This window comes from Klebsiella sp. w6 (genome assembly GCF_033100215.1).
Taxonomy (GTDB): Bacteria; Pseudomonadota; Gammaproteobacteria; order Enterobacterales; family Enterobacteriaceae; genus Klebsiella; species Klebsiella variicola.
Genome location: NZ_CP136907.1, coordinates 1258628 through 1283423 on the forward strand (window position 1 = coordinate 1258628; position 24796 = coordinate 1283423).

Below are 24796 nucleotides of genomic sequence, written 5' to 3' on the forward strand. Positions count from 1 at the left end.
ATGGCCTTATTACAAATTAGTGAGCCCGGCCTGAGCGCCGCGCCGCACCAGCGTCGTCTGGCGGCCGGTATCGACCTGGGCACCACCAATTCTCTGGTGGCTACCGTGCGTAGCGGCCAGGCCGAAACCTTGCCCGACCATCAAGGCCGCTATCTGCTGCCGTCGGTGGTGAACTACCACGCTTCGGGGCTGACCGTCGGCTATGATGCCCGGCTTAACGCCGCCCAGGATCCTGCCAATACCATCAGCTCGGTGAAGCGAATGATGGGGCGCTCCCTCGCCGATATTCAAAACCGCTACCCGCATCTGCCGTATCAGCTGCAGGCCAGTGAAAACGGCCTGCCGATGATCCAGACCGCCGGCGGCCTGCTGAACCCGATTCGCGTCTCCGCCGACATCCTGAAAGCGCTGGCTGCCCGGGCAACCGAAGCGCTGGCTGGCGAACTCGACGGCGTGGTGATCACCGTTCCCGCTTATTTCGACGACGCTCAGCGTCAGGGGACCAAAGACGCGGCGCGTCTGGCGGGGCTGCACGTGCTGCGCCTGCTCAATGAGCCGACCGCGGCGGCTATCGCCTACGGCCTCGATTCCGGTCAGGAAGGGGTAATTGCGGTCTACGATCTCGGCGGCGGCACCTTTGATATTTCCATTCTGCGCTTAAGCCGCGGGGTGTTTGAAGTGCTGGCGACCGGCGGTGACTCGGCGCTCGGCGGCGATGATTTCGACCATCTGCTGGCCGACTATCTGCGCGAGCAGGCGGGCTTCAGCGACCGCAGCGATAACCGCCTGCAGCGTGAGCTGCTGGATGCCGCCATCGCGGCGAAAATCACCCTCAGCGATGCCGAGGCAGCGCACGTCGAGGTCGGCGGCTGGCAGGGCGATATCACCCGCAGCCAGTTTAACGATCTGATTGCCCCGCTGGTAAAACGCACTTTACTGGCCTGCCGTCGCGCGCTGAAAGACGCCGGCGTTGAGGCGCAAGAGGTGCTGGAAGTGGTGATGGTCGGCGGTTCCACTCGCGTGCCGCTGGTGCGCGAACGCGTTGGCGAATTCTTTGGCCGCACCCCGCTGACCTCCATCGACCCGGACAAAGTCGTCGCCATCGGCGCGGCGATTCAGGCGGATATTCTGGTCGGCAACAAGCCGGACAGCGAACTGCTGCTGCTCGACGTTATCCCGCTGTCGTTAGGGCTGGAGACCATGGGCGGCCTGGTGGAGAAAGTGATCCCGCGTAATACCACCATTCCGGTGGCCCGCGCGCAGGAGTTTACCACCTTCAAAGATGGTCAGACGGCGATGTCCATTCATGTGATGCAGGGCGAGCGTGAGCTGGTGCAGGATTGCCGCTCGCTGGCGCGTTTTGCGCTACGCGGGATCCCGGCTCTGCCAGCGGGCGGGGCGCATATTCGCGTCACCTTCCAGGTCGATGCCGACGGTCTGCTGAGCGTCACGGCGATGGAAAAATCGACCGGGGTGGAAGCCTCTATCCAGGTGAAACCGTCTTACGGTCTGACCGATGGCGAAATCGCCACCATGATTAAAGATTCGATGAGCTACGCCGAACAGGATGTCCAGGCGCGCATGCTGGCTGAACAGAAAGTGGAAGCCGCCCGTGTCCTGGAGAGCCTGACAAGCGCGCTGGCCGCCGACGCCGCGCTGTTAAGCGCCGCGGAGCGTCAGGCTATCGATGCCGCTGCGGAGCAGGTACGCGCCGCGGCGGCAGGCGACGACGCCGACGCCATTAAAGAAGCGATTAAAAATATCGACACACAAACCCAGGAATTCGCCGCCCGCCGTATGGATCAGTCGGTCCGTATCGCGCTGAAAGGCCAATCCGTGGACGAGGTTTAAAATGCCAAAAATTGTATTTCTGCCCCACCAGGACCTGTGTCCGGATGGCATCGTTGTGGAAGCTGAGACTGGTGAAACTATTCTGGATGCGGCGCTGCGTAGCGGCATCGAGATTGAACACGCCTGCGAAAAATCCTGTGCCTGCACCACCTGCCACTGCATCGTGCGTGAAGGCTTTGACTCGCTGGCGGAAAGTACCGAAGATGAAGACGATATGCTGGATAAAGCCTGGGGACTGGAGCCTGACAGCCGCCTGAGCTGCCAGGCGCGCGTCACCGACGAAGATCTGGTCGTTGAGATCCCGCGTTACACCATCAACCACGCACGCGAGCATTAATATGGCACTGAAATGGACCGACAGCCGTGAAATCGGCGAAGCGCTGTACGACGCTTATCCGGATCTCGATCCGAAAACCGTTCGCTTTACCGACATGCATCAGTGGATTTGCGATCTGGAAGAGTTCGATGACGACCCAAACGCATCCAATGAAAAAATTCTCGAGGCGATTCTGTTAGTCTGGTTAGACGAAGCCGAATAATTTTCGCGTTATGATTTATGCGACGGTATTAAGTCGGATGAATCATCGAGCGAGAGAACATTACGGGCTGCCATACGGTGGCCCGTTTGCTAAGAAGGATAATGATAATGACCGAAGCCATGAAGATTACGCTTTCTACTCAGCCAGCCGATGCGCGCTGGGGAGAAAAGGCGTCTTACAGCATTAATAACGACGGCATCGCCCTGCACCTCAACGGCAAAGACGACCTGGGCCTGATTCAGCGCGCGGCGCGTAAAATTGACGGTATGGGCATCAAACATGTCGCGTTAAGCGGCGAAGGCTGGGACACCGACCGCGCGTGGGCGTTCTGGGCGGGTTATAAAGGTCCGAAAGGCACCCGTAAAGTTGAATGGCCGACCCTGGACGATGCGCAGCGTAGCGAGCTGGACAACCGTCTGACCATTATTGACTGGGTGCGCGACACCATCAACGCGCCGGCGGAAGAGCTGGGCCCGGAGCAGCTGGCACAGCGCGCCGTGGACCTGCTGTGCAGCGTGGCGGGCGAGCAGATGAGCTATCGCATCACCAAAGGCGAAGATCTGCGTGAGCAGGGCTATCTCGGTCTGCACACCGTAGGCCGCGGCTCCGAGCGTCCGCCGGTCCTGCTGGCGCTGGATTATAACCCGACCGGCGATAAAGAAGCCCCGGTATACGCCTGCCTGGTGGGCAAAGGCATCACTTTTGATTCCGGCGGCTACAGCATCAAACAGAGCGCCTTTATGGATTCAATGAAATCCGATATGGGCGGCGCGGCGACCATCACCGGCGCGCTGGCTTTTGCCATTACCCGCGGGCTGAACAAGCGCGTGAAGCTCTACCTGTGCTGCGCCGACAACCTGATCAGCGGTAACGCCTTTAAACTCGGCGATATTATTCATTATCGTAACGGCAAAACCGTTGAAGTGATGAACACTGACGCCGAAGGCCGCCTGGTGCTGGCGGATGGCCTGATTGACGCTTCGGCGCAGAAGCCGGCGCTGATCATCGATGCCGCCACCCTGACCGGCGCGGCGAAAACCGCGTTGGGTAATGACTACCACGCGCTGTTCAGCTTTGACGATGCGCTGGCGAATCGCCTGCTGGCGAGCGCCCAGGCGGAAAACGAAGCCTTCTGGCGTCTGCCGCTGGCCGAGTTCCACCGCAACCAGCTGCCGTCGAACTTCGCTGAACTGAACAACACCGGCAGTGCCGCCTATCCGGCTGGCGCCAGTACCGCGGCGGGTTTCCTGTCCCACTTCGTGGAAAACTACCATCAGGGCTGGCTGCATATCGACTGTTCGGCAACCTACCGTAAATCTGCCGTTGAGCAGTGGTCGGCGGGCGCGACGGGTCTTGGCGTGCGTACCATTGCTAACCTGCTGACGGCTGAGTAACGGCCTTGCCGGGGGCGCTACGCTTACCCGGCCAGGAAAACCGTATGCCCGCGTGGACGAATGGCCGCCGGGCAATTCATTGTGAAGTAGCCAAACTATGTCTGATACGAAAAATGAATTAGAAACCCTGCTGGAAAAAGCGGCGACTGAGCCCGCCCACCGTCCGGCATTTTTCAGCGCGCTGCTGGAGGCGACCGTCTGGGTACCCGGCAGTGCAGCCGATGGTGAGCAGATTGTCGAAGACAGCGCGCTGGATCTGCAGCACTGGGAAAAAGATGACGGCAGCTCGGTGATCCCGTTCTTTACCTCGCTGGAGGCGCTACAGCAGGCGGTGGAAGACGAACAGGCTTTCGTGATGATGCCGGCCCGTACGCTGATGGCGATGACGCTGGGCGAATCGCTGTTCCTCAACCCGAAGCTGCCGAGCGGCAAAGAGTTCACCCCGCGTGAAATCAGCCATCTGCTCGGGGAAGAGGGCAGCCCGCTCAGCACCCAGACGGTGCTGGAAGGGGGCGAAGCGCTGTTATTGTCTGAAGTCGCTGACCCGCCGGCGCAGATGGTCGATTCGCTGACCACGCTGTTCAAAACGCTGAAAACCGTCAAGCGGGCGTTCCTGTGCTCGATCAAAGAGCACGCCGACGCGCCCGCTAATCTGCTGATAGGTATTGAAGCGGAAGGGGATATCGAGTCCATTATTCAGACCACCGGCAGCGTGGCGACCGATACCCTGCCCGGCGATGAGCCGATCGATATTTGTCAGGTGGTGGAAGGCGAGAAGGGCATCAGCCACTTTATGATTGCCCATATCACACCGTTCTATGAAAAGCGCTGGGGCAGCTTCCTGCGCGATTTCAAACAAAACCGCATTATCTGACCGCGGGGGCGGCTGCCCCCGCTGTTTCTTTATGCTTCCAGTGTGAGGCCGAAAATCGGCTTTGCCAGGGTTAATGCAGCGCAGCAAAGATCCGCGGATAGGCTGACGCCATGTTATAGATAAGAAATCCCGTCACACACAGCGTGACAATGCCGTTGAAGAGCGCCATATCCCCACGCCATGCCCGACATCTCTCCTCGCCCAGCAAAGAACGTAGCGCTGCCACCAGCCCGCCGACCAGCATAAACGCCAGTAACACCCCTGCCATTTGCGCGATAACAATGTACCAGCCCAGCGGCGTATTCACGCCCCGGGCGCTCATCAGCGCGATCTGCGCCGGCAAAATCGTCTGAAACCCCAGAGTGAGTATCACGAGGAGGCGCAGGTCCGCCAGCTGAGCGTCGAACGTGCGGGCCAGACGTCGGGCGTCACGCAGGAGCAGCACCCCTGACGCCACCGCCGCGGCAACGCTGACGTGCTGGAGAATAAAAATATATAACGCCAGGGTCCCGGATCCGACCCGGGATAAAAAGAACAGATTGCAAAAGACGATAATCAGCAGGCCAAATTTTATGCCCCAGGCGCGGAGAACCTCGCCGGGCCAGCGCCGGCTTGACGCAGGGTTATGCATCATCCACGCGGCAAGGGTCGACTTACCGTAACCGGGCGCGAGCAGCACCATCAGAAAACCCAGCAGCGCCTGGTGACCATAGGTTATTAACGGGACCTCTTCCAGCGTGACCCCGAGAAAGCGGGTATAAACAGAAACCGGCACAGGCACCAGGCTTAACCATGTCCGGTTCCATTGCGGCCAAAAATAAAGAATGACTCCGCCCGCCAGCAGGCCAGCTATGCCTCCCAGCCAGGGACGGCGCGGTGAATCAGCAGAATGTGGGTTAGAGACTAATGCCATTTTCACTCCTTGTGGTGACATCAGATTGGGACGGACTGGATGCGCTATCAGTCCTGAGGAATTCCGTACCGGTGCTCTGCCTCCTCATCAGGCAAAGCGAATACGGCAGGTACAAACCTTGCGGCAGCACAGAGTAACCGGTTTAGCGAGAAGCAGAAGGAGGGGAGAGGGAAAATCAGAAATTATTTAGTGACCGCGGGACGGGAGGCCCGCGGTCACGCCGTGTTTACGGAGCGGCAGGGGCCGGTTCAATCGGCAGATCGCTCCGCGCGCCCCATTCGCTCCAGGAGCCGTCGTACAGGCAGACGCCGTTCACGCCAAGCGTGGTGAGCGCCAGCACGACCACCGCCGCCGTCACCCCCGATCCGCAGCTGGCGATGATCGGCCGTTCAAAATCGACATCCTGACGTAAAAAGATGTCGTTCAGCTCGTCGACGGTTTTCAGTTCGCCGTTAATCACCAGCTCCGTCCACGGCACGTTAAGCGCGCCAGGGATATGCCCGCGACGCAGGCCCGGGCGCGGTTCGTCGGCCTGGCCGTTAAACCGGGCCGCCGGACGCGCATCGACAATCTGCGCCGACCCTTCATGGCTGACCAGCAGGACGTCGGTCAGGCGCTTAATTTGTTGGGGATCGAAACGCACGTCGAATTCCCCTTCGGCCACCTCGGGCACGCCTTGCTCCAGCGGCAGTTCGTCACGTCGCCAGCCCTCCAGCCCACCGGCCAGTATGGACACCTTCTCCACGCCAAAGGTGCGCAGCATCCACCAGGCGCGAGGCGCGGAAAACAGATTGCCTTCGTCATAAACCACCAGGTGCTTATCGCTGCAGACGCCCAGCTCGCGCATGGCGACGGCAAACGCCTCGGCGCGCGGCATCATATGCGGCAGCGGGCTGGTGTGATCGGACAGCGCCTCGATATCGAAAAACAGCGCGTTCGGCACGTGGCCGGCGCGGTATTCCGCGGCCATATCGCGCAGGGCCTCCTGCCCGGCGGGCGCCATACGGGCGTCGATAATCTGGATCTCCGGATCATCAATATGTTCTGCCAGCCAGTCGGCGGCGACAAAAAACGAGGTGGACATGGGTGCCTCCGTTTTACAATTCATGACTGAATTGTCGGCGTTTTATCTCACGCTGACAAGTTAAGGACGTCAGAGTGGGGACGACGTCACGGCACTTTTCTGATTAATCGGCAGAAACCCGCGTCATCACTGTTGAGAAGTGCCGCCTTAACGCATAATAAAAAGTGATAATTTGCATCAGGCCCACCGGCCGAGGGGTTAGAAGGATGAAACCATTTCGTTTAGCGGCGCTGTCACTGGCGCTCCTTACCGCATTTTCATTAACCGGGTGTGATGACAGCGGTACGCCGCAGGCCACGGCCCCGGCGCCAGCTGCGGATAGCAACCCAGGCGCGACGGCAAAACCGGACCGCGCCCAGCTGGCGGCGCTGGCGGAAAAAAGCCAGGGCAAAGCGCTGACGCTGCTCGACGCCTCGGAGGTGCAACTGGATGGCGCCGCGACCCTGGTGCTGACGTTTTCCGTGCCGCTGCAGCCGGACCAGGATTTCTCCCGCAGCGTGCATCTGGTCGACAAGAAAAGCGGTAAGGTGGACGGTGCCTGGGAGCTGGCGCCGAATCTGAAAGAGCTGCGTCTGCGTCACCTTGAGCCAAAGCGCGAGCTGATTGTCTCGGTCGACCCGACGCTGACCGCCCTGAACAAGGCCACGCTCGACAAACCGTTCGAGAAGACCCTGACCACCCGCGATATCGCACCGAGCGTTGGTTTCGCCAGCCGCGGCTCGCTGCTGCCGGGCAACGTGGTCGCCGGGCTGCCGGTGATGGCGCTGAACGTTGATAATGTCGACGTTAACTTCTTCCGTATTAAGCCGGAATCACTCTCCGCGTTTGTCAGCCAGTGGGAATACCGCAACTCGTTAAGCAACTGGGAGTCTGATGAGCTGCTGAAGATGGCGGATCTGGTCTATACCGGCCGCTTCGATCTCAACCCGGCACGCAATACCCGCGAAAAGCTGCTGCTGCCGCTGAACGATATCAAGCCGCTCCAGCAGCCGGGCGTCTACGTGGCGGTGATGAACCCGGCGGGCCATTATAGCTACAGCAACGCGGCGACGCTGTTTACCCTCAGCGATATCGGCGTCTCGGCGCATCGCTACCACAACCGGCTGGACGTCTTTACCCAGAGCCTGGAAAACGGCGCCGCCCAGTCTGGTATCGACGTCCAGCTGCTCAACGCCAAAGGGCAGACCCTGGCGGAGGCGAAAAGCGACAGCCAGGGCCACGTTACTCTGCAAACCGATAAAGAAGCCGCGCTGCTGCTGGCGCGTAAAGAGGGGCAGACGACGCTGCTCGATCTCAAGTTGCCGGCGCTGGATCTGGCGGAATTCTCTATCGCAGGGGCGCCCGGCTTTAGCAAACAGTTCTTTATGTTTGGCCCGCGCGATCTCTATCGGCCGGGCGAAACGGTGATCCTCAATGCGCTGTTGCGCGATAGCGACGGCAAGCCGCTGGCGGAGCAGCCGGTGAAGCTGGAGGTGGTTCAGCCGGACGGCCAGGTGATCCGTTCGGTGATGAGCAAACCGGTGAATGGTCTGTACCAGTTCACTTATCCGCTCGACAGCGGCGCGGCTACCGGCATGTGGCACATTCGCGCCAGCACCGGCGATAACCAGCCGCGCGAGTGGGACTTCCACGTCGAAGACTTTATGCCGGAACGCATGGCCCTGAACCTGACGCCGCAGGCCGAGCCAGTCGCGCCGGATGCCGACGTCACCTTTGGCGTCAGCGGCGCTTATCTCTACGGCGCGCCGGCCAGCGGCAACCAGCTGCAGGGCAAGCTGTTCCTGCGCCCGCTGCGCGACGCCGTCGCCGCGCTGCCGGGCTTCCAGTTCGGCGATATTGCGGAAGAAAACCTCTCCCGTAGTCTGGATGAAGTCCAGCTGACGCTGGACGAAAAAGGCCATGGCGAAGTGACCACCTCAAGCCAGTGGCAGGATAGCCATTCGCCGCTGCAGGTGGTGTTGCAGGCGAGCCTGCTGGAATCCGGGGGGCGTCCGGTGACCCGTACCGTACAGCAGCCGATCTGGCCCGCCGGGGCGCTGCCGGGGATCCGCCCGCAATTTACGCTGAAGGACGTTTACGATTACCGCACCGATACCACCGTGAAGCAGCCGGTGGTCGATGAGAACAGTAACGCTGCGTTTGATATCGTCTATGCCGACGCCAAAGGCGAGAAAAAAGCGGTCTCGGGCCTGCAGGTACGGCTGATCCGCGAGCGCCGCGACTACTACTGGAACTGGTCCGATAGCGAAGGCTGGCAGTCGCAGTTCGATCAGAAAGATCTGCAGGAGGGCGAGGAGTCGCTGGATCTGCAGGCCGGACAAACCGGCAAAGTGAGCTTCCCGGTAGAGTGGGGCTCATATCGCCTGGAGGTGAAAGGGCCGGACGACGTGGTCAGCAGCGTGCGCTTCTGGGCCGGCTATAGCTGGCAGGATAACAGCGAAGGTACCGGCGCGGCGCGTCCTGATCGGGTCACCATGAAGCTGGATAAACCGAGTTATAAACCGGGCGACACCATCAAGCTGCACATCGCCGCCCCGGCGGCGGGTAAAGGCTACGCGATGGTGGAATCCAGCGAAGGGCCGCTGTGGTGGCAGGAAATTGACGTCCCGGCGGAGGGGATGGATTTGTCTATTCCGGTGGATAAAGCCTGGAACCGCCACGATCTCTACCTCAGCACGCTGGTGGTTCGCCCCGGCGATAAATCCCGCTCGGCGACGCCGAAACGCGCGGTCGGCCTGCTGCATCTGCCGCTGGGCGATGAAAACCGCCGCCTGACGCTGGCGCTGGAGGCTCCGGACAAAATGCGCCCCAACCAGCCGCTGACGGTGAAAGTGAAAGCCAGCGTCAAAGAGGGCGAGGCGCCGAAACAGGTCAACGTCCTGCTCTCGGCGGTGGATAGCGGGGTACTGAATATCACCGATTACGCTACCCCGGATCCGTGGAACGCCTTCTTTGGCCAGAAGCGTTACGGCGCAGATATCTATGACATCTACGGCCAGGTGATCGAAGGGCAGGGACGTGTGGCCAGCCTGCGCTTCGGCGGCGATGGCGACGAGTTAAAACGCGGCGGCAAACCGCCGGTCAACCACGTGACGATCGTCGCCCAGCAGGCGCAGCCGGTGGTATTGAACGATCAGGGCGAAGGCACGGTGACGTTACCCATTGGCGATTTTAACGGCGAGCTGCGGGTGATGGCCCAGGCGTGGACGGCGGATGACTTCGGCAGCAGCGAAGATAAAGTGGTGGTGGCCGCCCCGGTCATCGCCGAACTGAACACCCCGCGCTTCCTCGCCAGCGGCGACACCACACGGCTGGCGCTGGATCTCAGTAATCTGACCGATAAACCGCAAACCCTGCAGGTTCACCTTACCGCCAGCGGGCTGGTAACGTTGAGCGAGAGTCAACTGCCGCCGGTGCAACTGGCGCCGGGGGCGCGCAGCACGCTGTTTATACCGGTGAGCGCGCTGGCGGGATTCGGCGATGGTCAGGTCAATGCTACTATCAGCGGCCTGAGTCTGCCGGGAGAAACCTTCGCCCCGCTGCAGAAACAGTGGAGAATCGGCGTCCGCCCGGCTTTCCCGGCCCAGACTGTCAACAGCGGCGCGGTGCTACAGCCCGGCGAAAGCTGGCAGGCGCCGGCGGCGCAGAGCCAGGGGTTCGCCCCGCAAACGCTGCAGGGCCAACTGCTGCTCAGCGGGAAACCGCCGTTGAACCTCGCGCGCTATATCCGTGAGCTGAAAGCCTATCCTTACGGCTGCCTTGAGCAGACCGCCAGCGGCCTGTTCCCGTCGCTGTACACCAGCGCGGCGCAGCTAAAAGCGCTGGGCATCAGCGGCGATAGCGATGAAAAACGCCGCGCGGCAATCGATGTTGGTATCTCACGCCTGCTGCAGATGCAACTGGAAAACGGCGGCTTTGCGTTGTGGGATAAAGAGGGGCCGGAAGAGTACTGGCTGACCGCCTACGCCATGGACTTCCTCGTCCGCGCGGGCGAGCAGGGCTATAGCGTACCGGTCAACGCCATTAATAAAGGTAACGAACGCCTGCTGCGCTATCTGCAGGAGCCGGGGCTGATGACCGTGCGCTACAGCGATGACGCCCAGGCCAGCCGCTTTGCCGCCCAGGCATACGCCGCGCTGGTGCTGGCGCGTCAGCAAAAAGCCCCGCTCGGCGCATTGCGTGAAATCTGGAGCCGTCACGACCAGGCGCGATCCGGCTTGCCGCTGCTGCAGCTCGGCATTGCGCTGAAAACCATGGGCGATGCGCCGCGCGGCGATGAGGCCATGAAGCTGGCGGTTGCCACCCCGCGCCAGGATGAGAATCGTTGGCTGGGCGATTACGGTAGCCCGCTTCGCGATGACGCCCTGAAGCTGGCGCTGCTGGAAGAGAACAAGTTGCTGCCGGAGGTGCAAAACACGCTGTTGAGCACGCTGTCGGAAGAGACCTACGGCCAGCGCTGGCTGTCGACCCAGGAAACCAACGCCCTGTTCCTTGCCGGACGTACGCTTGCCGACCTGCCGGGCAACTGGCAGGCGCAAACCTCGCTGCAGGCTGAGCCGCTGGCCGGCGACAAAGCGCAAACCCGTAACCTCGACGGCGATCGGCTGGCGACGCTGCAAGTGAGTAATACCGGCAGTCAGCCGCTGTGGCTGCGTCTCGACAGCAGCGGCTATCCGCAAAGCGCGCCACAGCCGGGCGGCAACGTGTTGGGGATTGAACGCGCTATTTTCGATACCCACGGCCAGCAGAAATCGCTGACCTCGTTGCGCAGCGGCGAACTGGTGCTGGTGAAGCTGGAGGTGACCGCCAAACGCAATGTGCCTGACGCGCTGGTGGTTGATCTGTTGCCTGCCGGTCTGGAACTGGAAAACCAGAATCTGGCCAACAGCAGCGCCAGCCTGCAGGAGAATGGCGACGCGGTGCAAAATCTCCTTAACCAGATGCAGCAGGCGGATATTCAGCATATCGAGTTCCGTGACGACCGTTTCGTCGCCGCTGTCGCTGTCAATGAAGGCCAGCCGGTGACGCTGGTCTATCTGGCGCGGGCGGTGACGCCGGGCACTTATCAGGTCCCGCAGCCCCAGGTGGAATCGATGTATGTGCCGCAGTGGCGGGCGACCGGGGCGGCCAGCGGTCCGCTCACCGTGACGCCGTAAATGCGCGTATTGCCTCGGGTTAAACGCCGCTGGCGCTGGCTGGCGGCGTTTATTTTTCTGCTGTGGCTGGCGGTGCTGGCCGCCGATCGCCTGTGGCCGCTGCCGCTGCAGGACGTCACGCCTGCCCGCGTGGTGGTGGCGGAAGACGGCACGCCGCTCTGGCGCTTTGCCGATACGCAGGGCGTCTGGCGTTATCCGGTGACTCTCGCCGACGTGTCGCCGCGCTATCTGCAGGCGCTCATCCAGTATGAAGACCGCTGGTTCTGGAAACATCCAGGGGTCAATCCCTTCGCGGTGCTGCGCGCCGCCTGGCAGGATTTAACCTCCGGGCGGGTCATTTCCGGCGGCAGCACGCTTACCATGCAGGTCGCGCGTCTGCTCGACCCTCATCCGCGCACCTTCGGCGGCAAGCTACGACAGCTATGGCGGGCGCTGCAGCTGGAGTGGCATCTGTCAAAAAACGACATTCTTACCCTGTATCTGAACCGCGCGCCTTTTGGCGGCACTCTGCAGGGGATCGGCGCGGCCAGCTGGGCTTATCTTGGCAAACCGCCCGCTCAGCTCAGCTACGGCGAGGCGGCGCTGCTGGCGGTGCTGCCCCAGGCGCCCAGTCGTTTGCGCCCGGACCGCTGGCCGCAGCGGGCCCAGGCGGCGCGCGATAAAGTCCTCACGCGCATGGTCAGCCAGGGCGTCTGGCCGCAACGGCCGGTACAGGAAGCGATGGAGGAACCTGTATGGCTATTCCCGCGGCAGATGCCGCAGCTGGCGCCGCTTTTTTCGCGCCGGGCGCTGGCGACCAGTCGCGACGAAAAGGTGACGACAACGCTCGATGCCGGGCTCCAGCGGCAGCTTGAGGATCTGGCGCTGAACTGGAAATCGCGCCTGTCGCCGCGCAGCTCACTGGCGATTGTTGTCGTCGATCACACGGATATGAAAGTCCGCGGCTGGGTGGGATCGGCGGATATCACCGACGACAGCCGCTTCGGCCATATTGATATGGTCTCGGCGGTGCGTTCGCCGGGATCGGTGCTGAAACCCTTTGTCTACGCGATGGCGATGGATGACGGGCTGATCCATCCGGCGTCGTTATTACAGGATGTTCCACGACGCTTTAGCGATTATCGTCCCGGCAATTTTGACAGCGGATTTCATGGCCCGGTGAGCGCCAGCGAGGCGCTGGTGCGCTCCCTGAATCTGCCGGCGGTGCAGGTGCTTGAAGCCTACGGGCCCAAACGTTTCGCGGCGAATTTACGCAACGCCGGGCTGCCCCTGACGCTGCCCGCTGGCGCAGAGCCGAACCTGTCGCTGATCCTCGGTGGGGCCGGGGCACGGCTGGAAGATATCGTCGCGGCGTACAGCGCCTTTGCCCGTCACGGCAAGGCGGCGCGGCTGCGCCTGAAGCCCGACGACCCGCTGGTGGAAAGATCGCTGATGTCACCCGGCGCGGCGTGGATTGTCCGGCGCATTTTGGCTGGCGAAGCGCAACCGGTTCCCGATGCCTCACTGCCGCAAGTGGTGCCGCTGGCGTGGAAAACCGGTACCAGCTATGGCTATCGCGATGCGTGGGCGGTCGGCCTCAATGCGCGATATCTGATAGGTATCTGGACCGGACGGCCAGACGGTACGCCGGTGGTGGGCCAGTTTGGCTTCGCCAGCGCCGTGCCGCTGTTAAACCAGGTCAATAATCTGTTGCTGGCGCGCCAGGCGATGAGCCGCGGCGGGCTGCCGGTCGACCCGCGCCCGCAAACGGTGAGCCGCGGGACTATTTGCTGGCCAGGCGGGCAGGATCTACCGGCCGGTGACAGCAACTGCCGCCGGCGCTTAGCCAGCTGGCTGCTGGATGCCAGCCAGCCACCGACGCTGCTGCTGCCCGGGCAGGAGGGCGTGCGCGGGATCCGCTTCCCGGTGTGGCGCAACGCAGCAGGGGAAAGGGTGGCCGCGGATTGTCCGGGTGCGACTGAAGTCGTTATTGATGTCTGGCCGCTGCCGCTGGAACCGTGGCTGCCGGCCAGGGAGCGCCGTCGCGCGCGTCTGGGGCCGGTATCGAAAGTGTGCCCACCGTTGCAAACTCAGAATGCCGCGCCGCTGGTGTTGTCAGGTATTCGCGAAGGGGCGTTAATAAAACGTCTGCCGGGCGAGGCGCGGGTGATGTTACCCGTGCAAACCAGCGGTGGAGAAGGGCGGCGCTGGTGGTTTATCAACGGCCAGCCGTTAGATGCCACCGGTGCGACAACCACGCTAACGCTGGATAAGCCTGGCGAGTGGCAGCTGGTGGTCATGGATGAGGCTGGGCAAACGGCGGCCGCCAGTTTCACCCTGCAATAACCAGGGTAAATTTGTTGTTGGCGGTTTGTGTTTCCAATACTCATCTTATTTTAACAAAATGTTACCTTCATCCGTAGGCATCGCCGACGTTGCTCATTATAATGCGCGCCAGGCCATACGATCGTATGCGCAACAACAGAACATTTAATTAGAGGTAATCATGGCTATTGAACGTACTTTTTCCATCATCAAACCAAACGCGGTGGCAAAAAACGTTATTGGCAGCATCTTTTCTCGCTTTGAAGCTGCAGGGTTCAAAATCGTCGGCACCAAAATGCTGCATCTGACCGTTGAGCAGGCTCGCGGTTTCTATGCTGAGCACGAAGGTCGTCCGTTCTTCGATGGTCTGGTTGAATTCATGACCTCCGGCCCGATCGTGGTTTCCGTCCTGGAAGGCGAAAATGCGGTTCAGCGTCACCGTGACCTGCTGGGCGCCACCAACCCGGCGAACGCTCTGGCCGGTACCCTGCGCGCTGACTACGCTGATAGCTTCACTGAGAACGGCACCCATGGTTCCGATTCTGTAGAATCCGCTGCTCGCGAAATCGCGTTCTTCTTTGCTGAAGGCGAGGTTTGCCCGCGCACTCGCTAATCTCCTGCGTCTTTCACGCCACAGCATTGTTGGCTTCCTTCGCGCACCCCGGTCACATAGTTATCTATGCTCCCGGGGATTTGCGAACTCGCCGCCTCGCTGTGACCTGAAATACTTTGGAGATACAAACCTCGTCTTTTCGACCGTCGCGGCGTTGGCTGCGCGCGTTCACCCCGGTCACATAGTTATCTATGCTCCCGGGGATTAATGAGAGGCTCCTGCCTCTCACTGGAGGCCAGCCTACGGCTGGTCAAATTCGTTCCCGACGAATTTGCCACTTGCTTGCCGCCTTGCGACAATCGAAAAGCCTTAGAGGATTGAGCAGTCAGTTACAGATTTTTTATCATTGCTTTGTGCAAACGTGGCAATGATGCGCCAGAATTTGTAGAATATAGCGCCCCTGGACGAGCAGTCGCTCTCCGGGGCGTTTCTTTTTCAACCCACCTGGGGCCATAACGTGTAATAACGAGGCCGGAAAACATTATGTCTGAACAAATTGTCACGCCTGATACCGCCGCTCTGACGGTGCCGAACAAAGATGCCAAAATCAACCTGCTGGATTTAAACCGTCAGCAGATGCGCGAGTTTTTTAAAAACATGGGCGAGAAGCCTTTCCGCGCCGATCAGGTGATGAAATGGATGTATCACTACTGCTGCGACGACTTTGATGAAATGACCGACATCAACAAAGTCCTGCGCGGCAAACTGAAAGAAGTCGCTGAGATCCGTGCCCCGGAAGTGGTGGAAGAGCAACGCTCAACCGACGGCACCATCAAATGGGCGATCGCCGTTGGCGATCAGCGCGTCGAGACCGTCTATATCCCGGAAGAAGACCGCGCCACCCTGTGCGTCTCTTCACAGGTAGGCTGCGCGCTGGAATGTAAATTCTGCTCCACCGCCCAGCAGGGCTTTAACCGCAACCTGCGGGTGTCCGAAATTATCGGCCAGGTCTGGCGCGCGGCGAAAATCGTCGGCGCGGTGAAGACCACCGGCGTGCGTCCGATCACCAACGTGGTAATGATGGGCATGGGCGAGCCGCTGCTGAACCTTAACAACGTCGTCCCGGCGATGGAAATCATGCTGGATGACTTCGGTTTTGGTCTCTCCAAACGTCGCGTCACCCTGTCGACGTCAGGCGTGGTGCCGGCGCTGGATAAGCTCGGCGATATGATCGACGTTGCGCTGGCGATTTCCCTGCACGCGCCGAACGACACCATTCGTGACGAAATCGTCCCGATCAACAAAAAATACAACATCGAGACCTTCCTCAACTCGGTGCGTGGTTATATTTCGAAGTCCAACGCCAACCAGGGCCGGGTGACCATCGAGTACGTCATGCTGGATCACGTCAACGACGGTACCGAGCACGCCCACGAGCTGGCGGCGCTGCTGAAAGACACCCCGTGCAAGATCAACCTGATCCCATGGAACCCCTTCCCGGGGGCGCCTTACGGCCGTAGCTCCAACAGCCGCATCGACCGTTTCTCCAAGGTCCTGATGGAGTATGGATTTACGACCATCGTGCGTAAAACCCGCGGTGACGATATTGATGCCGCCTGCGGCCAGTTGGCGGGCGATGTTATTGACCGTACCAAGCGCACGCTGCGTAAGCGGATGCAGGGTGAAGCGATTGACGTAAAAGCGGTCTGACAAATGATGACCCGTGCAGCACAGGCGGCGCGGGTCATATTTATGACCAATAACCAGGCGAAATACGCTGATTCAGTTAATAATTACGGTGCGTTTTTGTCGACTTTGAGGCAGTATGTAGCGGCACAACAACCGCTTAGCATTCAATTTTGATTCGTCTCTGTGATCGCGCGCCTGACAGTCCTATACTGTGAGGCTGACGTACCACAGATGTCTCGCGGCGCCGGCGTTTTCCCGCGCTGAACTTTAAATTTCACGTACCAGTAGTTGTAGCGAATGAATACTGAAGCCACTCAAGATCATCAAGAAGCAAACACCACGGGCGCGCGTTTGCGTCACGCCCGCGAACAACTCGGACTTAGCCAGCAAGCGGTGGCCGAACGCTTATGCCTGAAGGTGTCCACGGTTCGTGATATTGAAGACGATAAGGCACCTGCCGACCTCGCCTCCACCTTCCTGCGCGGTTACATCCGTTCCTACGCTCGCCTCGTACATATCCCTGAAGAAGAACTGCTGCCGATGATGGCCAAGCAAGCGCCTATCCGTGCGGCAAAGGTCGCGCCAATGCAGAGCTTCTCTTTAGGCAAGCGTCGCAAAAAGCGCGATGGTTGGCTGATGAGCTTTACCTGGCTGGTGCTGTTTGTGGTTATCGGCCTGAGCGGTGCCTGGTGGTGGCAAGACCATAAGGCGCAGCAGGAAGAGATCTCGACCATGGCCGATCAGTCTTCCGCTGAGCTGAACGGCGGTGACGCCAACAGCCAGAACGTGCCGCTGGATACCAGCGCGCCGGTAGACTCAGGCACCGATAGCGCCGCGAACAGCGCGCCAACCGCTACCGCCAGCGCACCGACCACCAGCGCCCCGGCTCAGACGCCAGCGGACAATAACGCGGTCGTGGCACCTTCTCAGGCTAATGTCGATACCGCCGGAACGGCCCCGACGACCCCGGCAACGCCGGCCTCGCCGTTACCGACCGATCAGGCGAACGTCACGACCCCTGCGGCGTCGGCACAGGATCTGGTGATGAACTTTTCCGCCGACTGCTGGCTGGAAGTGAGCGATGCCACCGGTAAAAAACTGTTCAGCGGCCTGCAGCGTAAAGGCGGCAACCTGAACCTGAGCGGTCAGGCGCCGTATAAACTGAAAATTGGCGCCCCGGCAGCGGTACAGATCCAGTTCCTCGGCAAGCCAGTCGATTTGAGTCGTTTTATCAGAACTAACCAGGTTGCGCGTCTGACCCTCAATGCCGAACAATCACCGGCGCAGTAACAGACGGGTAACGCGGGAGATTTTTCATGCATAACCAGGCTCCGATTCAACGTAGAAAATCTAAACGTATTTACGTTGGTAATGTGCCAATTGGCGATGGGGCCCCCATCGCCGTCCAGTCAATGACCAATACGCGTACCACCGATGTGGCCGCGACGGTAAGCCAAATCAAAGCGTTAGAGCGCGTCGGCGCGGACATCGTCCGCGTCTCTGTTCCGACGATGGATGCCGCCGAAGCGTTCAAACTGATCAAACAGCAGGTCAACGTCCCGCTGGTCGCCGATATCCATTTTGACTACCGTATCGCGCTGAAAGTCGCCGAATACGGTGTTGACTGCCTGCGTATCAACCCGGGCAACATCGGCAACGAAGAGCGCATTCGCACGGTTGTGGACTGCGCACGCGATAAAAACATTCCTATTCGCATCGGCGTCAACGCCGGCTCGCTGGAAAAAGATCTGCAGGAAAAATATGGCGAGCCGACGCCGCAGGCGCTGCTCGAATCTGCTATGCGCCACGTCGATCATCTCGATCGCCTCAACTTCGATCAGTTTAAAGTCAGCGTTAAAGCCTCCGACGTCTTCCTGGCGGTAGAGTCTTATCGCCTGCTGGCGAAACAGATCGATCAGCCGCTGCATCTCGGGATCACCGAAGCGGGTGGGGCACGCAGCGGCGCGGTGAAGTCCGCGATCGGCCTGGGCCTGCTGTTATCCGAGGGGATCGGCGATACGCTGCGCGTCTCGCTGGCGGCGGATCCGGTGGAAGAGATCAAGGTCGGCTTCGATATCCTCAAGTCCCTGCGCATTCGTGCTCGCGGCATTAACTTCATTGCCTGCCCAACCTGCTCGCGTCAGGAGTTTGACGTTATCGGTACGGTCAACGCCCTGGAGCAGCGTCTGGAAGATATCATCACCCCGATGGATGTTTCGATCATCGGCTGCGTGGTGAATGGTCCGGGCGAAGCGCTGGTCTCCACCCTCGGCGTGACCGGCGGCAACAAGAAAAGCGGCCTTTATGAAGACGGCGTGCGTAAAGATCGACTGGACAACGACGACATGATCGACCAGCTGGAAGCGCGTATTCGTGCCAAAGCCTCGATGCTCGATGAAGCCCGTCGTATTGACGTTCAACAGCTTGAAGCAAAATAACGTGTTGGGAAGCGATACGCTTCCCGTGTATGATTGAACCTGCGGGCGCAAGGCGCCGGGGTTCATTTTTGTATATATAAAGAGAATAAACGTGGCAAAGAACATTCAAGCCATCCGTGGCATGAACGATTATCTGCCGGGCGAAACCGCTCTCTGGCAGCGCATTGAAGGCTCACTGAAGCAGGTGCTCGGTAGCTACGGTTACAGCGAAATCCGTTTGCCGATTGTAGAGCAGACCCCGTTATTCAAACGCGCGATCGGCGAAGTGACCGACGTGGTTGAAAAAGAGATGTACACCTTTGAGGACCGCAACGGCGACAGCCTGACGCTGCGTCCGGAAGGGACGGCGGGCTGCGTACGTGCCGGCATCGAACATGGTCTGCTGTACAATCAAGAACAGCGTCTGTGGTACGTCGGGCCAATGTTCCGCCACGAGCGTCCGCAGAAAGGTCGCTACCGCCAGTTCCATCAGATTGGCGCCGAAGTGTTTGGCCTGCAGGGCCCGGACATCGATGCCGAGCTGATTATGCTGACCGCGCGCTGGTGGCGTGAGCTGGGCATCTCCGATCACGTCAGCCTTGAGCTGAACTCCATCGGTTCGCTGGAAGCGCGTGCCAACTACCGCGACGCGCTGGTCGCTTACCTGGAGCAGTTTACCGATAAACTGGATGAAGACAGCAAACGCCGGATGTACACCAACCCGCTGCGGGTGCTGGACTCCAAGAACCCGGACGTGCAGGCGCTGCTGAACGACGCGCCGGCGCTCGGCGACTACCTCGACGAAGAGTCGAAAACCCACTTTGCCGGCCTGTGCGCGCTGCTCGACGATGCCGGGATCCGCTACACCGTCAACCAGCGTCTGGTACGCGGCCTCGACTACTATAACCGTACCGTGTTCGAGTGGGTAACCACCAGCCTCGGTTCCCAGGGCACCGTCTGCGCCGGCGGCCGCTACGACGGTCTGGTTGAGCAGCTTGGCGGTCGTGCCACCCCGGGCGTGGGTTTTGCTATGGGGCTGGAACGTCTTGTTTTACTGGTCCAGGCAGTGAATCCGGAATTTAAAGCCGATCCTGTTGTCGATATATACCTGGTAGCCTCCGGGACCGATACTCAGTCTGCTGCAATGCGTCTGGCTGAGCAGGTTCGCGATGCGCTGCCCGGCGTCAAGCTGATGACCAACCACGGCGGCGGCAACTTTAAGAAGCAGTTTGCCCGCGCCGATAAGTGGGGCGCCCGTATCGCCCTGGTGGTCGGTGAGTCAGAGATCGCTGACGGAAACGTGGTAGTGAAGGATTTACGCTCAGGTGAGCAAACTACCGTAACGCAGGAGAGCGTTGCCGCGCATTTGCGCACACTTCTGGGTTAATCTCCCGGGAATTATTAGTCAGGAGAAGGACTGCGTGGAAACTTTTAACAACGAGAACGATCAGGTCGATGCGCTGAAGCGCTTCTTTGCCGAAAACGGCAAAGCGCTGGCGGTCGGGGTGATTTTAGGGATTGGCGCGCTGGTTGGCTGGCGCTACTGGACCTCCCATCAGCAGGATACGGCCAGAGACGCGTCTCTGGCTTACGAACAGGCGACTTCCGCGCTGAAATCGAATACGCCAGAAGTACTGTCAGGGGCGGAGAAATTCGCGGCTGACAATAAAAATACCTACGGCGCCTTCGCCTCCCTCGAGCTGGCACAGCATTTTGTTGAACAGAACGATCTGCCTAACGCTGAAAAGCAGCTGCAGCAGGGGCTGGCGGCCGCGTCTGATGATAACCTGAAATCGGTTATCAGCATGCGTCTTGCCCGCGTTCAGCTGCAGATGAAACAGGCTGATGCGGCGCTGAAAACCCTCGACAGCATCAAAGGTGAGGGCTGGACCGCCATTGTGGCCGATTTGCGCGGCGAAATTCTGTTGAGCAAAGGCGATAAGCAAGGGGCCCGTGCGGCGTGGGAAGCTGGCGTGAAAAGCGATGCTTCTCCTGCGCTCAGCGAAATGATGCGTATGAAAATGAATAATTTGTCCATCTGAGAGGGACTCGATGCAATTGCGTAAATTACTTTTGCCAGGGCTGCTTTCCGTTACCTTGCTGAGCGGGTGTTCGCTGTTTAATAGCGAAGAAGATGTGGTGAAAATGTCACCGCTGCCGACGGTAGAAAACCAGTTTACGCCGTCCACGTCCTGGAGCACCTCGGTTGGCGATGGTATCGGCGAATTTTACTCTAACCTTCATCCGGCCTTCGCCGACGGCGTAGTGTATGCTGCTGACCGTAAAGGCACCGTCAAAGCGCTGAACGCGGACGACGGCAAAGAGGTGTGGTCTGTGAACCTGGCGGAGAAAGATGGCTGGTTCTCGCGCGTGCCAGCGCTGCTTTCCGGCGGTGTGACCGTCTCTGGCGGCCATGTTTATATTGGCAGTGAGAAAGCGCAGCTGTATGCGCTGAATACCAGCGATGGTACCGTTGCCTGGCAAACCCGCGTTGCTGGCGAGGCGCTGTCGCGTCCGGTGGTGAGCGATGGCATGGTGCTGGTGCATACCAGTAACGGCCAGCTGCAGGCGTTGAATGAGACCGATGGTGCCGTGAAGTGGACCGTTAACCTCGATATGCCGGCACTCTCCCTGCGCGGCGAGTCTGCGCCTGCGACCGCTTATGGCGCGGCGATCGTCGGCGGCGACAACGGCCGCGTCAGTGCAGTATTGATGCAGCAGGGGCAGATGATTTGGCAGCAGCGTATTTCTACGGCCACCGGCCCGACGGAAATTGACCGCCTGAACGACGTCGACACGACGCCGATCATCGTTAACGGTGTGGTTTATGCGCTGGCTTATAACGGTAACCTGACCGCGCTGGACCTGCGTAGCGGCCAGATTATGTGGAAACGCGAGCTGGGTTCGGTGAATGATTTCATCGTCGATGGTAACCGTATCTACCTGGTTGACCAGAACGATCGCCTGCTGGCACTGACCACCGATGGTGGTGTGACCCTGTGGACGCAAAGCGATCTGCTGCACCGTTTGCTGACCGCGCCGGTGTTGTATAATGGCAATCTGGTCGTCGGTGATAGCGAAGGCTACATGCACTGGGTGAATCCGGAAGATGGCCATTTTGTGGCACAGCAGAAAGTCGATAGTTCCGGCTTCCTGACCGATCCGGTGGTTGCAGATGGTCGACTGCTGATCCAGGCGAAAGACGGTACGCTGTACGCGATTACGCGTTAATTACCGCTGTCGTGAATGATTAAGAAACGGCCCCTGGCAGACAGGGGCCGTTTTGACTTTTTTAAAAACGTCGTTAAGACGATGTTGCTTAGTGATTGTATGAGGCATTTAACATGATACCTGTGGTCGCGCTTGTCGGGCGCCCTAACGTTGGAAAATCCACGCTCTTTAACCGCCTGACGCGCACTCGTGATGCGCTGGTTGCGGATTTCCCGGGGCTGACTCGTGACCGTAAGTACGGTCGGGCCGAAGTCGAAGGCCGCGAATTCATCTGTATCGATACCGGTGGTATTGATGGTACGGAAGAGGGCGTGGAAACCCGGATGGCGGAGCAGTCGCTGTTGGCTATCGAAGAGGCCGATGTGGTGCTGTTTATGGTCGATGCGCGCGCAGGCCTGATGCCGGCGGACATCGCCATCGCTAAACATCTGCGCTCTCGTGAAAAGCCCACCTTCCTGGTGGCCAATAAAACCGACGGCATCGATGTCGACCAGGCGATGGCGGACTTCTGGTCCTTAGGCCTGGGTGATATCTATCCTATCGCTGCTTCGCACGGCCGCGGCGTGACCAGCCTGCTGGAGCAGGCCCTGCTGCCATGGGTGGATGAGATCAGCCCGCAGGAAGAGGTGGATGAAGACGCCGAATACTGGGCAAAATTCGAAGCCGAGCAGAATGGTGAAGCGGAAGAAGAGCCGGAGGACGACTTCAATCCGCAGGATCTGCCGATCAAGCTGGCGATTGTTGGACGCCCTAACGTCGGTAAATCAACCCTCACCAACCGCATCCTCGGTGAAGATCGCGTGGTGGTTTACGATATGCCGGGCACCACCCGCGACAGTATTTACATCCCGATGCAGCGTGACGAGCGTGAATATGTGCTCATCGATACCGCCGGGGTACGTAAGCGCGGGAAAATCACCGACGTCGTGGAAAAGTTCTCGGTGATCAAAACGCTGCAGGCGATTGAAGACGCCAACGTCGTGCTGCTGGTGATCGATGCTCGCGAAGGGATCTCCGATCAGGACCTCTCGCTGCTGGGCTTTATCCTCAACAGCGGTCGTTCGCTGGTGATCGTTGTTAACAAGTGGGATGGCCTGAGTCAGGAAGTGAAGGAGCAGGTGAAGGAGACCCTCGACTATCGTCTGGGCTTTATCGACTTTGCCCGGGTGCACTTCATCTCCGCCCTGCACGGCAGCGGCGTCGGCAACCTGTTTGAATCGGTACGCGAAGCCTATGACAGCGCCACCCGCCGCGTAAGCACCGCGATGCTGACCCGGATCATGAACATGGCGGCGGAAGATCATCAGCCACCGCTGGTGCGTGGCCGTCGCGTGAAGCTGAAATATGCCCACGCCGGGGGCTACAACCCACCTATCGTGGTAATCCACGGTAACCAGGTGAAGGATCTGCCGGATTCCTACAAGCGCTACCTGATGAACTACTTCCGTAAATCCCTGGACGTGATGGGTACGCCAATCCGGATCCAGTTCAAGGAAGGGGAAAACCCGTTCGCCAACAAGCGCAACACCCTGACGCCGAACCAGATGCGTAAACGTAAGCGCTTGATCAAGCACATCAAGAAAAGCAAATAATCATCAAACCCGCTTCGGCGGGTTTTTTGTGGCCGCCATGCCGGTAAATGTCAAAACCTTCCGCCATAATCCCGCGATACTTCGCGGGGAACAGAGCGGCTCAAAGGTGGACTTACTATGCAGATTGGTTTTATCGGCCTCGGCGCGGTGGTGGAAACCGCCTATTTACCGGCGCTGCGTCGCCTGGGAAACGTCATCGACCGCTGCCATGGCTATGATCTGGACAGCAGCAGAGCGCTGCCGGGGATCCAGCGCTGTAATTCGCTGTCGGCACTGCTGGCCGAACCTCTGGATACGCTCTTCATTACCACCTCATCACTTCAGCATCTGCCCGTGCTGGAGAGGGCGTTAGCCAGCGGCATTTCCCGCATCGTGGTGGAAAAGCCGATCGTGGCCAACCTTGAGCAGGCCGCCCGGCTGCGGGCGCTGCTGGCGCCGCCTGAGCAGGCCGCGCGGGTGCTGGCTCTTGACCACTGGATGGCGCGAGGCGTTGCGCTGAACGCTCCTGGCCCACGGTGGCGGGCGGAAGGGGAGGCCAGCCGCCTGCCGCCGCCGCACCTGTCAGCGCAGGATATCGTCTGGCTCGAAGGCTATTTACAGGAGCCAAGCGGCTTTAACGCTGCCGGAGAGCCGGTCGCGCTCAATTTTGCCACCGGGGAGCTGGATACCCGGCAGCTGCGTCACCCTGATGGGGTGATCCTTGATATCGGCACCCATGTCCTGGCGATGCTCCGCGAAACCCTGCACGCCAGCGGAAGCGATACGGCGCTGAGCCTTTCCCTTCGGGTGGCGAAAGACCGCCTCGGCCATGGCATTGCCCCTGGGGATACGGTCACCGCAGAGGGGGAGGCGCATCTGCAGGGAACCCTGGGCACTATCCCGCTTAATATCTGGCTAAACAAATACGCGGGCCACGCAGGCGGGCAAAAGGGAATGCGGATAGGGCTGCGGGACGGGCGAATCCTCATCCTCGACCGCTCCCCTGAGGGCGAGGTGGTGACGCTGCACGACGGCGAGCGGATCCAGCGCTGGACCCGCCCCGGGACGATCTATTCGCACTGCCTCGATGAGCAGATCCTCGGCGCGGATAATCTGTTTATCCGGGCGCCCGACAGCGTGGCCGGGTTGACGCGACGTCGGCTTGAGGAAGTGGAATGGCTGCTCAGGTTGCAGCAGCAATTACGCGGCCCTCATTGAAG

The 24796-nt window shown here is 60.0% G+C and carries 18 protein-coding genes; 16 read left to right on the forward strand and 2 right to left on the reverse strand.

Going from position 1 to position 24796, the window contains the following annotated elements; all coding sequences use genetic code 11:
* The 5 genes from hscA to sseB all read left to right on the forward strand — a co-directional run bounded on the left by hscA (position 1) and on the right by sseB (position 4658).
* A complete protein-coding gene (gene hscA / locus R0140_RS06200) occupies positions 1-1851 on the forward strand; it encodes a Fe-S protein assembly chaperone HscA (protein ID WP_022064875.1) in 1851 nt (616 codons plus the stop codon).
* Position 1852: 1 nt separating this feature from the next.
* A complete protein-coding gene (fdx, locus tag R0140_RS06205; RefSeq protein ID WP_004201872.1) occupies positions 1853-2188 on the forward strand; it encodes an ISC system 2Fe-2S type ferredoxin in 336 nt (111 codons plus the stop codon).
* Position 2189: 1 nt separating this feature from the next.
* Positions 2190-2390 (forward strand): Fe-S cluster assembly protein IscX, encoded by a 201-nt coding sequence (gene iscX / locus R0140_RS06210; RefSeq protein WP_002913954.1) that lies wholly within the window; start codon positions 2190-2192, stop codon positions 2388-2390.
* 107 nt (positions 2391-2497) lie between these two features.
* Positions 2498-3784 carry an aminopeptidase PepB gene (gene pepB, locus R0140_RS06215; RefSeq protein WP_012967441.1) on the forward strand — a complete coding sequence of 429 codons (1287 nt, stop codon included), beginning with the start codon at positions 2498-2500 and terminating at the stop codon, positions 3782-3784.
* A gap of 97 nt (positions 3785-3881) precedes the next feature.
* Positions 3882-4658: an enhanced serine sensitivity protein SseB gene (sseB, locus tag R0140_RS06220; RefSeq protein WP_008803795.1), complete on the forward strand. Its 777-nt coding sequence runs from the start codon at positions 3882-3884 to the stop codon at positions 4656-4658.
* Positions 4659-4728: 70 nt separating this feature from the next.
* On the opposite strand, the gene R0140_RS06225 is transcribed toward sseB, so the two are convergent.
* Both R0140_RS06225 and sseA read right to left on the reverse strand, forming a co-directional pair.
* Entirely contained in the window at positions 4729-5571 is an 843-nt protein-coding gene (locus R0140_RS06225; protein ID WP_008803796.1) for a hypothetical protein, read from the reverse strand.
* A gap of 226 nt (positions 5572-5797) precedes the next feature.
* Complete coding sequence (sseA, locus tag R0140_RS06230; protein WP_080923921.1) at positions 5798-6655, reverse strand: 3-mercaptopyruvate sulfurtransferase; 858 nt, start codon at positions 6653-6655, stop codon at positions 5798-5800.
* A gap of 206 nt (positions 6656-6861) precedes the next feature.
* Here sseA and R0140_RS06235 point away from each other — a divergent pair, with 206 nt between their 5' ends.
* The 11 genes from R0140_RS06235 to R0140_RS06285 all read left to right on the forward strand — a co-directional run bounded on the left by R0140_RS06235 (position 6862) and on the right by R0140_RS06285 (position 24794).
* Positions 6862-11811 (forward strand): alpha-2-macroglobulin family protein, encoded by a 4950-nt coding sequence (locus tag R0140_RS06235; protein WP_080923920.1) that lies wholly within the window; start codon positions 6862-6864, stop codon positions 11809-11811.
* A complete protein-coding gene (pbpC, locus tag R0140_RS06240; protein ID WP_110222368.1) occupies positions 11812-14136 on the forward strand; it encodes a peptidoglycan glycosyltransferase PbpC in 2325 nt (774 codons plus the stop codon).
* Positions 14137-14296: 160 nt separating this feature from the next.
* The gene (gene ndk / locus R0140_RS06245; RefSeq protein ID WP_004144312.1) at positions 14297-14728 is read left to right on the forward strand and encodes a nucleoside-diphosphate kinase; all 432 of its coding nucleotides are present in this window, start codon (positions 14297-14299) and stop codon (positions 14726-14728) included.
* Positions 14729-15211: 483 nt separating this feature from the next.
* Positions 15212-16378, forward strand: coding sequence for a dual-specificity RNA methyltransferase RlmN (locus R0140_RS06250; RefSeq protein WP_008803802.1), 1167 nt, complete (start codon positions 15212-15214; stop codon positions 16376-16378).
* 276 nt (positions 16379-16654) lie between these two features.
* The gene (rodZ, locus tag R0140_RS06255; RefSeq protein WP_032736108.1) at positions 16655-17647 is read left to right on the forward strand and encodes a cytoskeleton protein RodZ; all 993 of its coding nucleotides are present in this window, start codon (positions 16655-16657) and stop codon (positions 17645-17647) included.
* Between the two features lie 26 nt (positions 17648-17673).
* Positions 17674-18795 (forward strand): flavodoxin-dependent (E)-4-hydroxy-3-methylbut-2-enyl-diphosphate synthase, encoded by a 1122-nt coding sequence (gene ispG / locus R0140_RS06260; RefSeq protein ID WP_008803805.1) that lies wholly within the window; start codon positions 17674-17676, stop codon positions 18793-18795.
* Between the two features lie 91 nt (positions 18796-18886).
* Complete coding sequence (gene hisS, locus R0140_RS06265) at positions 18887-20161, forward strand: histidine--tRNA ligase (protein ID WP_012967446.1); 1275 nt, start codon at positions 18887-18889, stop codon at positions 20159-20161.
* Positions 20162-20195: 34 nt separating this feature from the next.
* Positions 20196-20816: a YfgM family protein gene (locus R0140_RS06270; protein WP_004201892.1), complete on the forward strand. Its 621-nt coding sequence runs from the start codon at positions 20196-20198 to the stop codon at positions 20814-20816.
* A 10-nt stretch (positions 20817-20826) separates the two neighbouring features.
* On the forward strand, positions 20827-22005 hold the full coding sequence (gene bamB / locus R0140_RS06275; RefSeq protein ID WP_008803807.1) for an outer membrane protein assembly factor BamB: 1179 nt from the start codon (positions 20827-20829) through the stop codon (positions 22003-22005).
* 113 nt (positions 22006-22118) lie between these two features.
* The gene (der, locus tag R0140_RS06280) at positions 22119-23597 is read left to right on the forward strand and encodes a ribosome biogenesis GTPase Der (protein ID WP_008803808.1); all 1479 of its coding nucleotides are present in this window, start codon (positions 22119-22121) and stop codon (positions 23595-23597) included.
* Between the two features lie 117 nt (positions 23598-23714).
* The gene (locus R0140_RS06285) at positions 23715-24794 is read left to right on the forward strand and encodes a Gfo/Idh/MocA family oxidoreductase (protein ID WP_049153716.1); all 1080 of its coding nucleotides are present in this window, start codon (positions 23715-23717) and stop codon (positions 24792-24794) included.
* Positions 24795-24796: the final 2 nt, after the last annotated feature.

Excerpts from the sequence above, each read along its gene's own strand:
- bamB (WP_008803807.1), top strand. The coding sequence starts at position 20,827 with ATGCAATTGCGTAAATTACTTTTGCCAGGGCTGCTTTCCGTTACCTTG.
- sseA (WP_080923921.1), bottom strand. The coding sequence starts at position 6,655 with ATGTCCACCTCGTTTTTTGTCGCCGCCGACTGGCTGGCAGAACATATT.
- ispG (WP_008803805.1), top strand. The coding sequence starts at position 17,674 with ATGCATAACCAGGCTCCGATTCAACGTAGAAAATCTAAACGTATTTAC.
- R0140_RS06285 (WP_049153716.1), top strand. The coding sequence starts at position 23,715 with ATGCAGATTGGTTTTATCGGCCTCGGCGCGGTGGTGGAAACCGCCTAT.
- der (WP_008803808.1), top strand. The coding sequence starts at position 22,119 with ATGATACCTGTGGTCGCGCTTGTCGGGCGCCCTAACGTTGGAAAATCC.
- pepB (WP_012967441.1), top strand. The coding sequence starts at position 2,498 with ATGACCGAAGCCATGAAGATTACGCTTTCTACTCAGCCAGCCGATGCG.
- R0140_RS06235 (WP_080923920.1), top strand. The coding sequence starts at position 6,862 with ATGAAACCATTTCGTTTAGCGGCGCTGTCACTGGCGCTCCTTACCGCA.
- fdx (WP_004201872.1), top strand. The coding sequence starts at position 1,853 with ATGCCAAAAATTGTATTTCTGCCCCACCAGGACCTGTGTCCGGATGGC.
- rodZ (WP_032736108.1), top strand. The coding sequence starts at position 16,655 with ATGAATACTGAAGCCACTCAAGATCATCAAGAAGCAAACACCACGGGC.
- R0140_RS06225 (WP_008803796.1), bottom strand. The coding sequence starts at position 5,571 with ATGGCATTAGTCTCTAACCCACATTCTGCTGATTCACCGCGCCGTCCC.
- sseB (WP_008803795.1), top strand. The coding sequence starts at position 3,882 with ATGTCTGATACGAAAAATGAATTAGAAACCCTGCTGGAAAAAGCGGCG.
- hscA (WP_022064875.1), top strand. The coding sequence starts at position 1 with ATGGCCTTATTACAAATTAGTGAGCCCGGCCTGAGCGCCGCGCCGCAC.
- pbpC (WP_110222368.1), top strand. The coding sequence starts at position 11,812 with ATGCGCGTATTGCCTCGGGTTAAACGCCGCTGGCGCTGGCTGGCGGCG.
- iscX (WP_002913954.1), top strand. The coding sequence starts at position 2,190 with ATGGCACTGAAATGGACCGACAGCCGTGAAATCGGCGAAGCGCTGTAC.
- R0140_RS06250 (WP_008803802.1), top strand. The coding sequence starts at position 15,212 with ATGTCTGAACAAATTGTCACGCCTGATACCGCCGCTCTGACGGTGCCG.
- ndk (WP_004144312.1), top strand. The coding sequence starts at position 14,297 with ATGGCTATTGAACGTACTTTTTCCATCATCAAACCAAACGCGGTGGCA.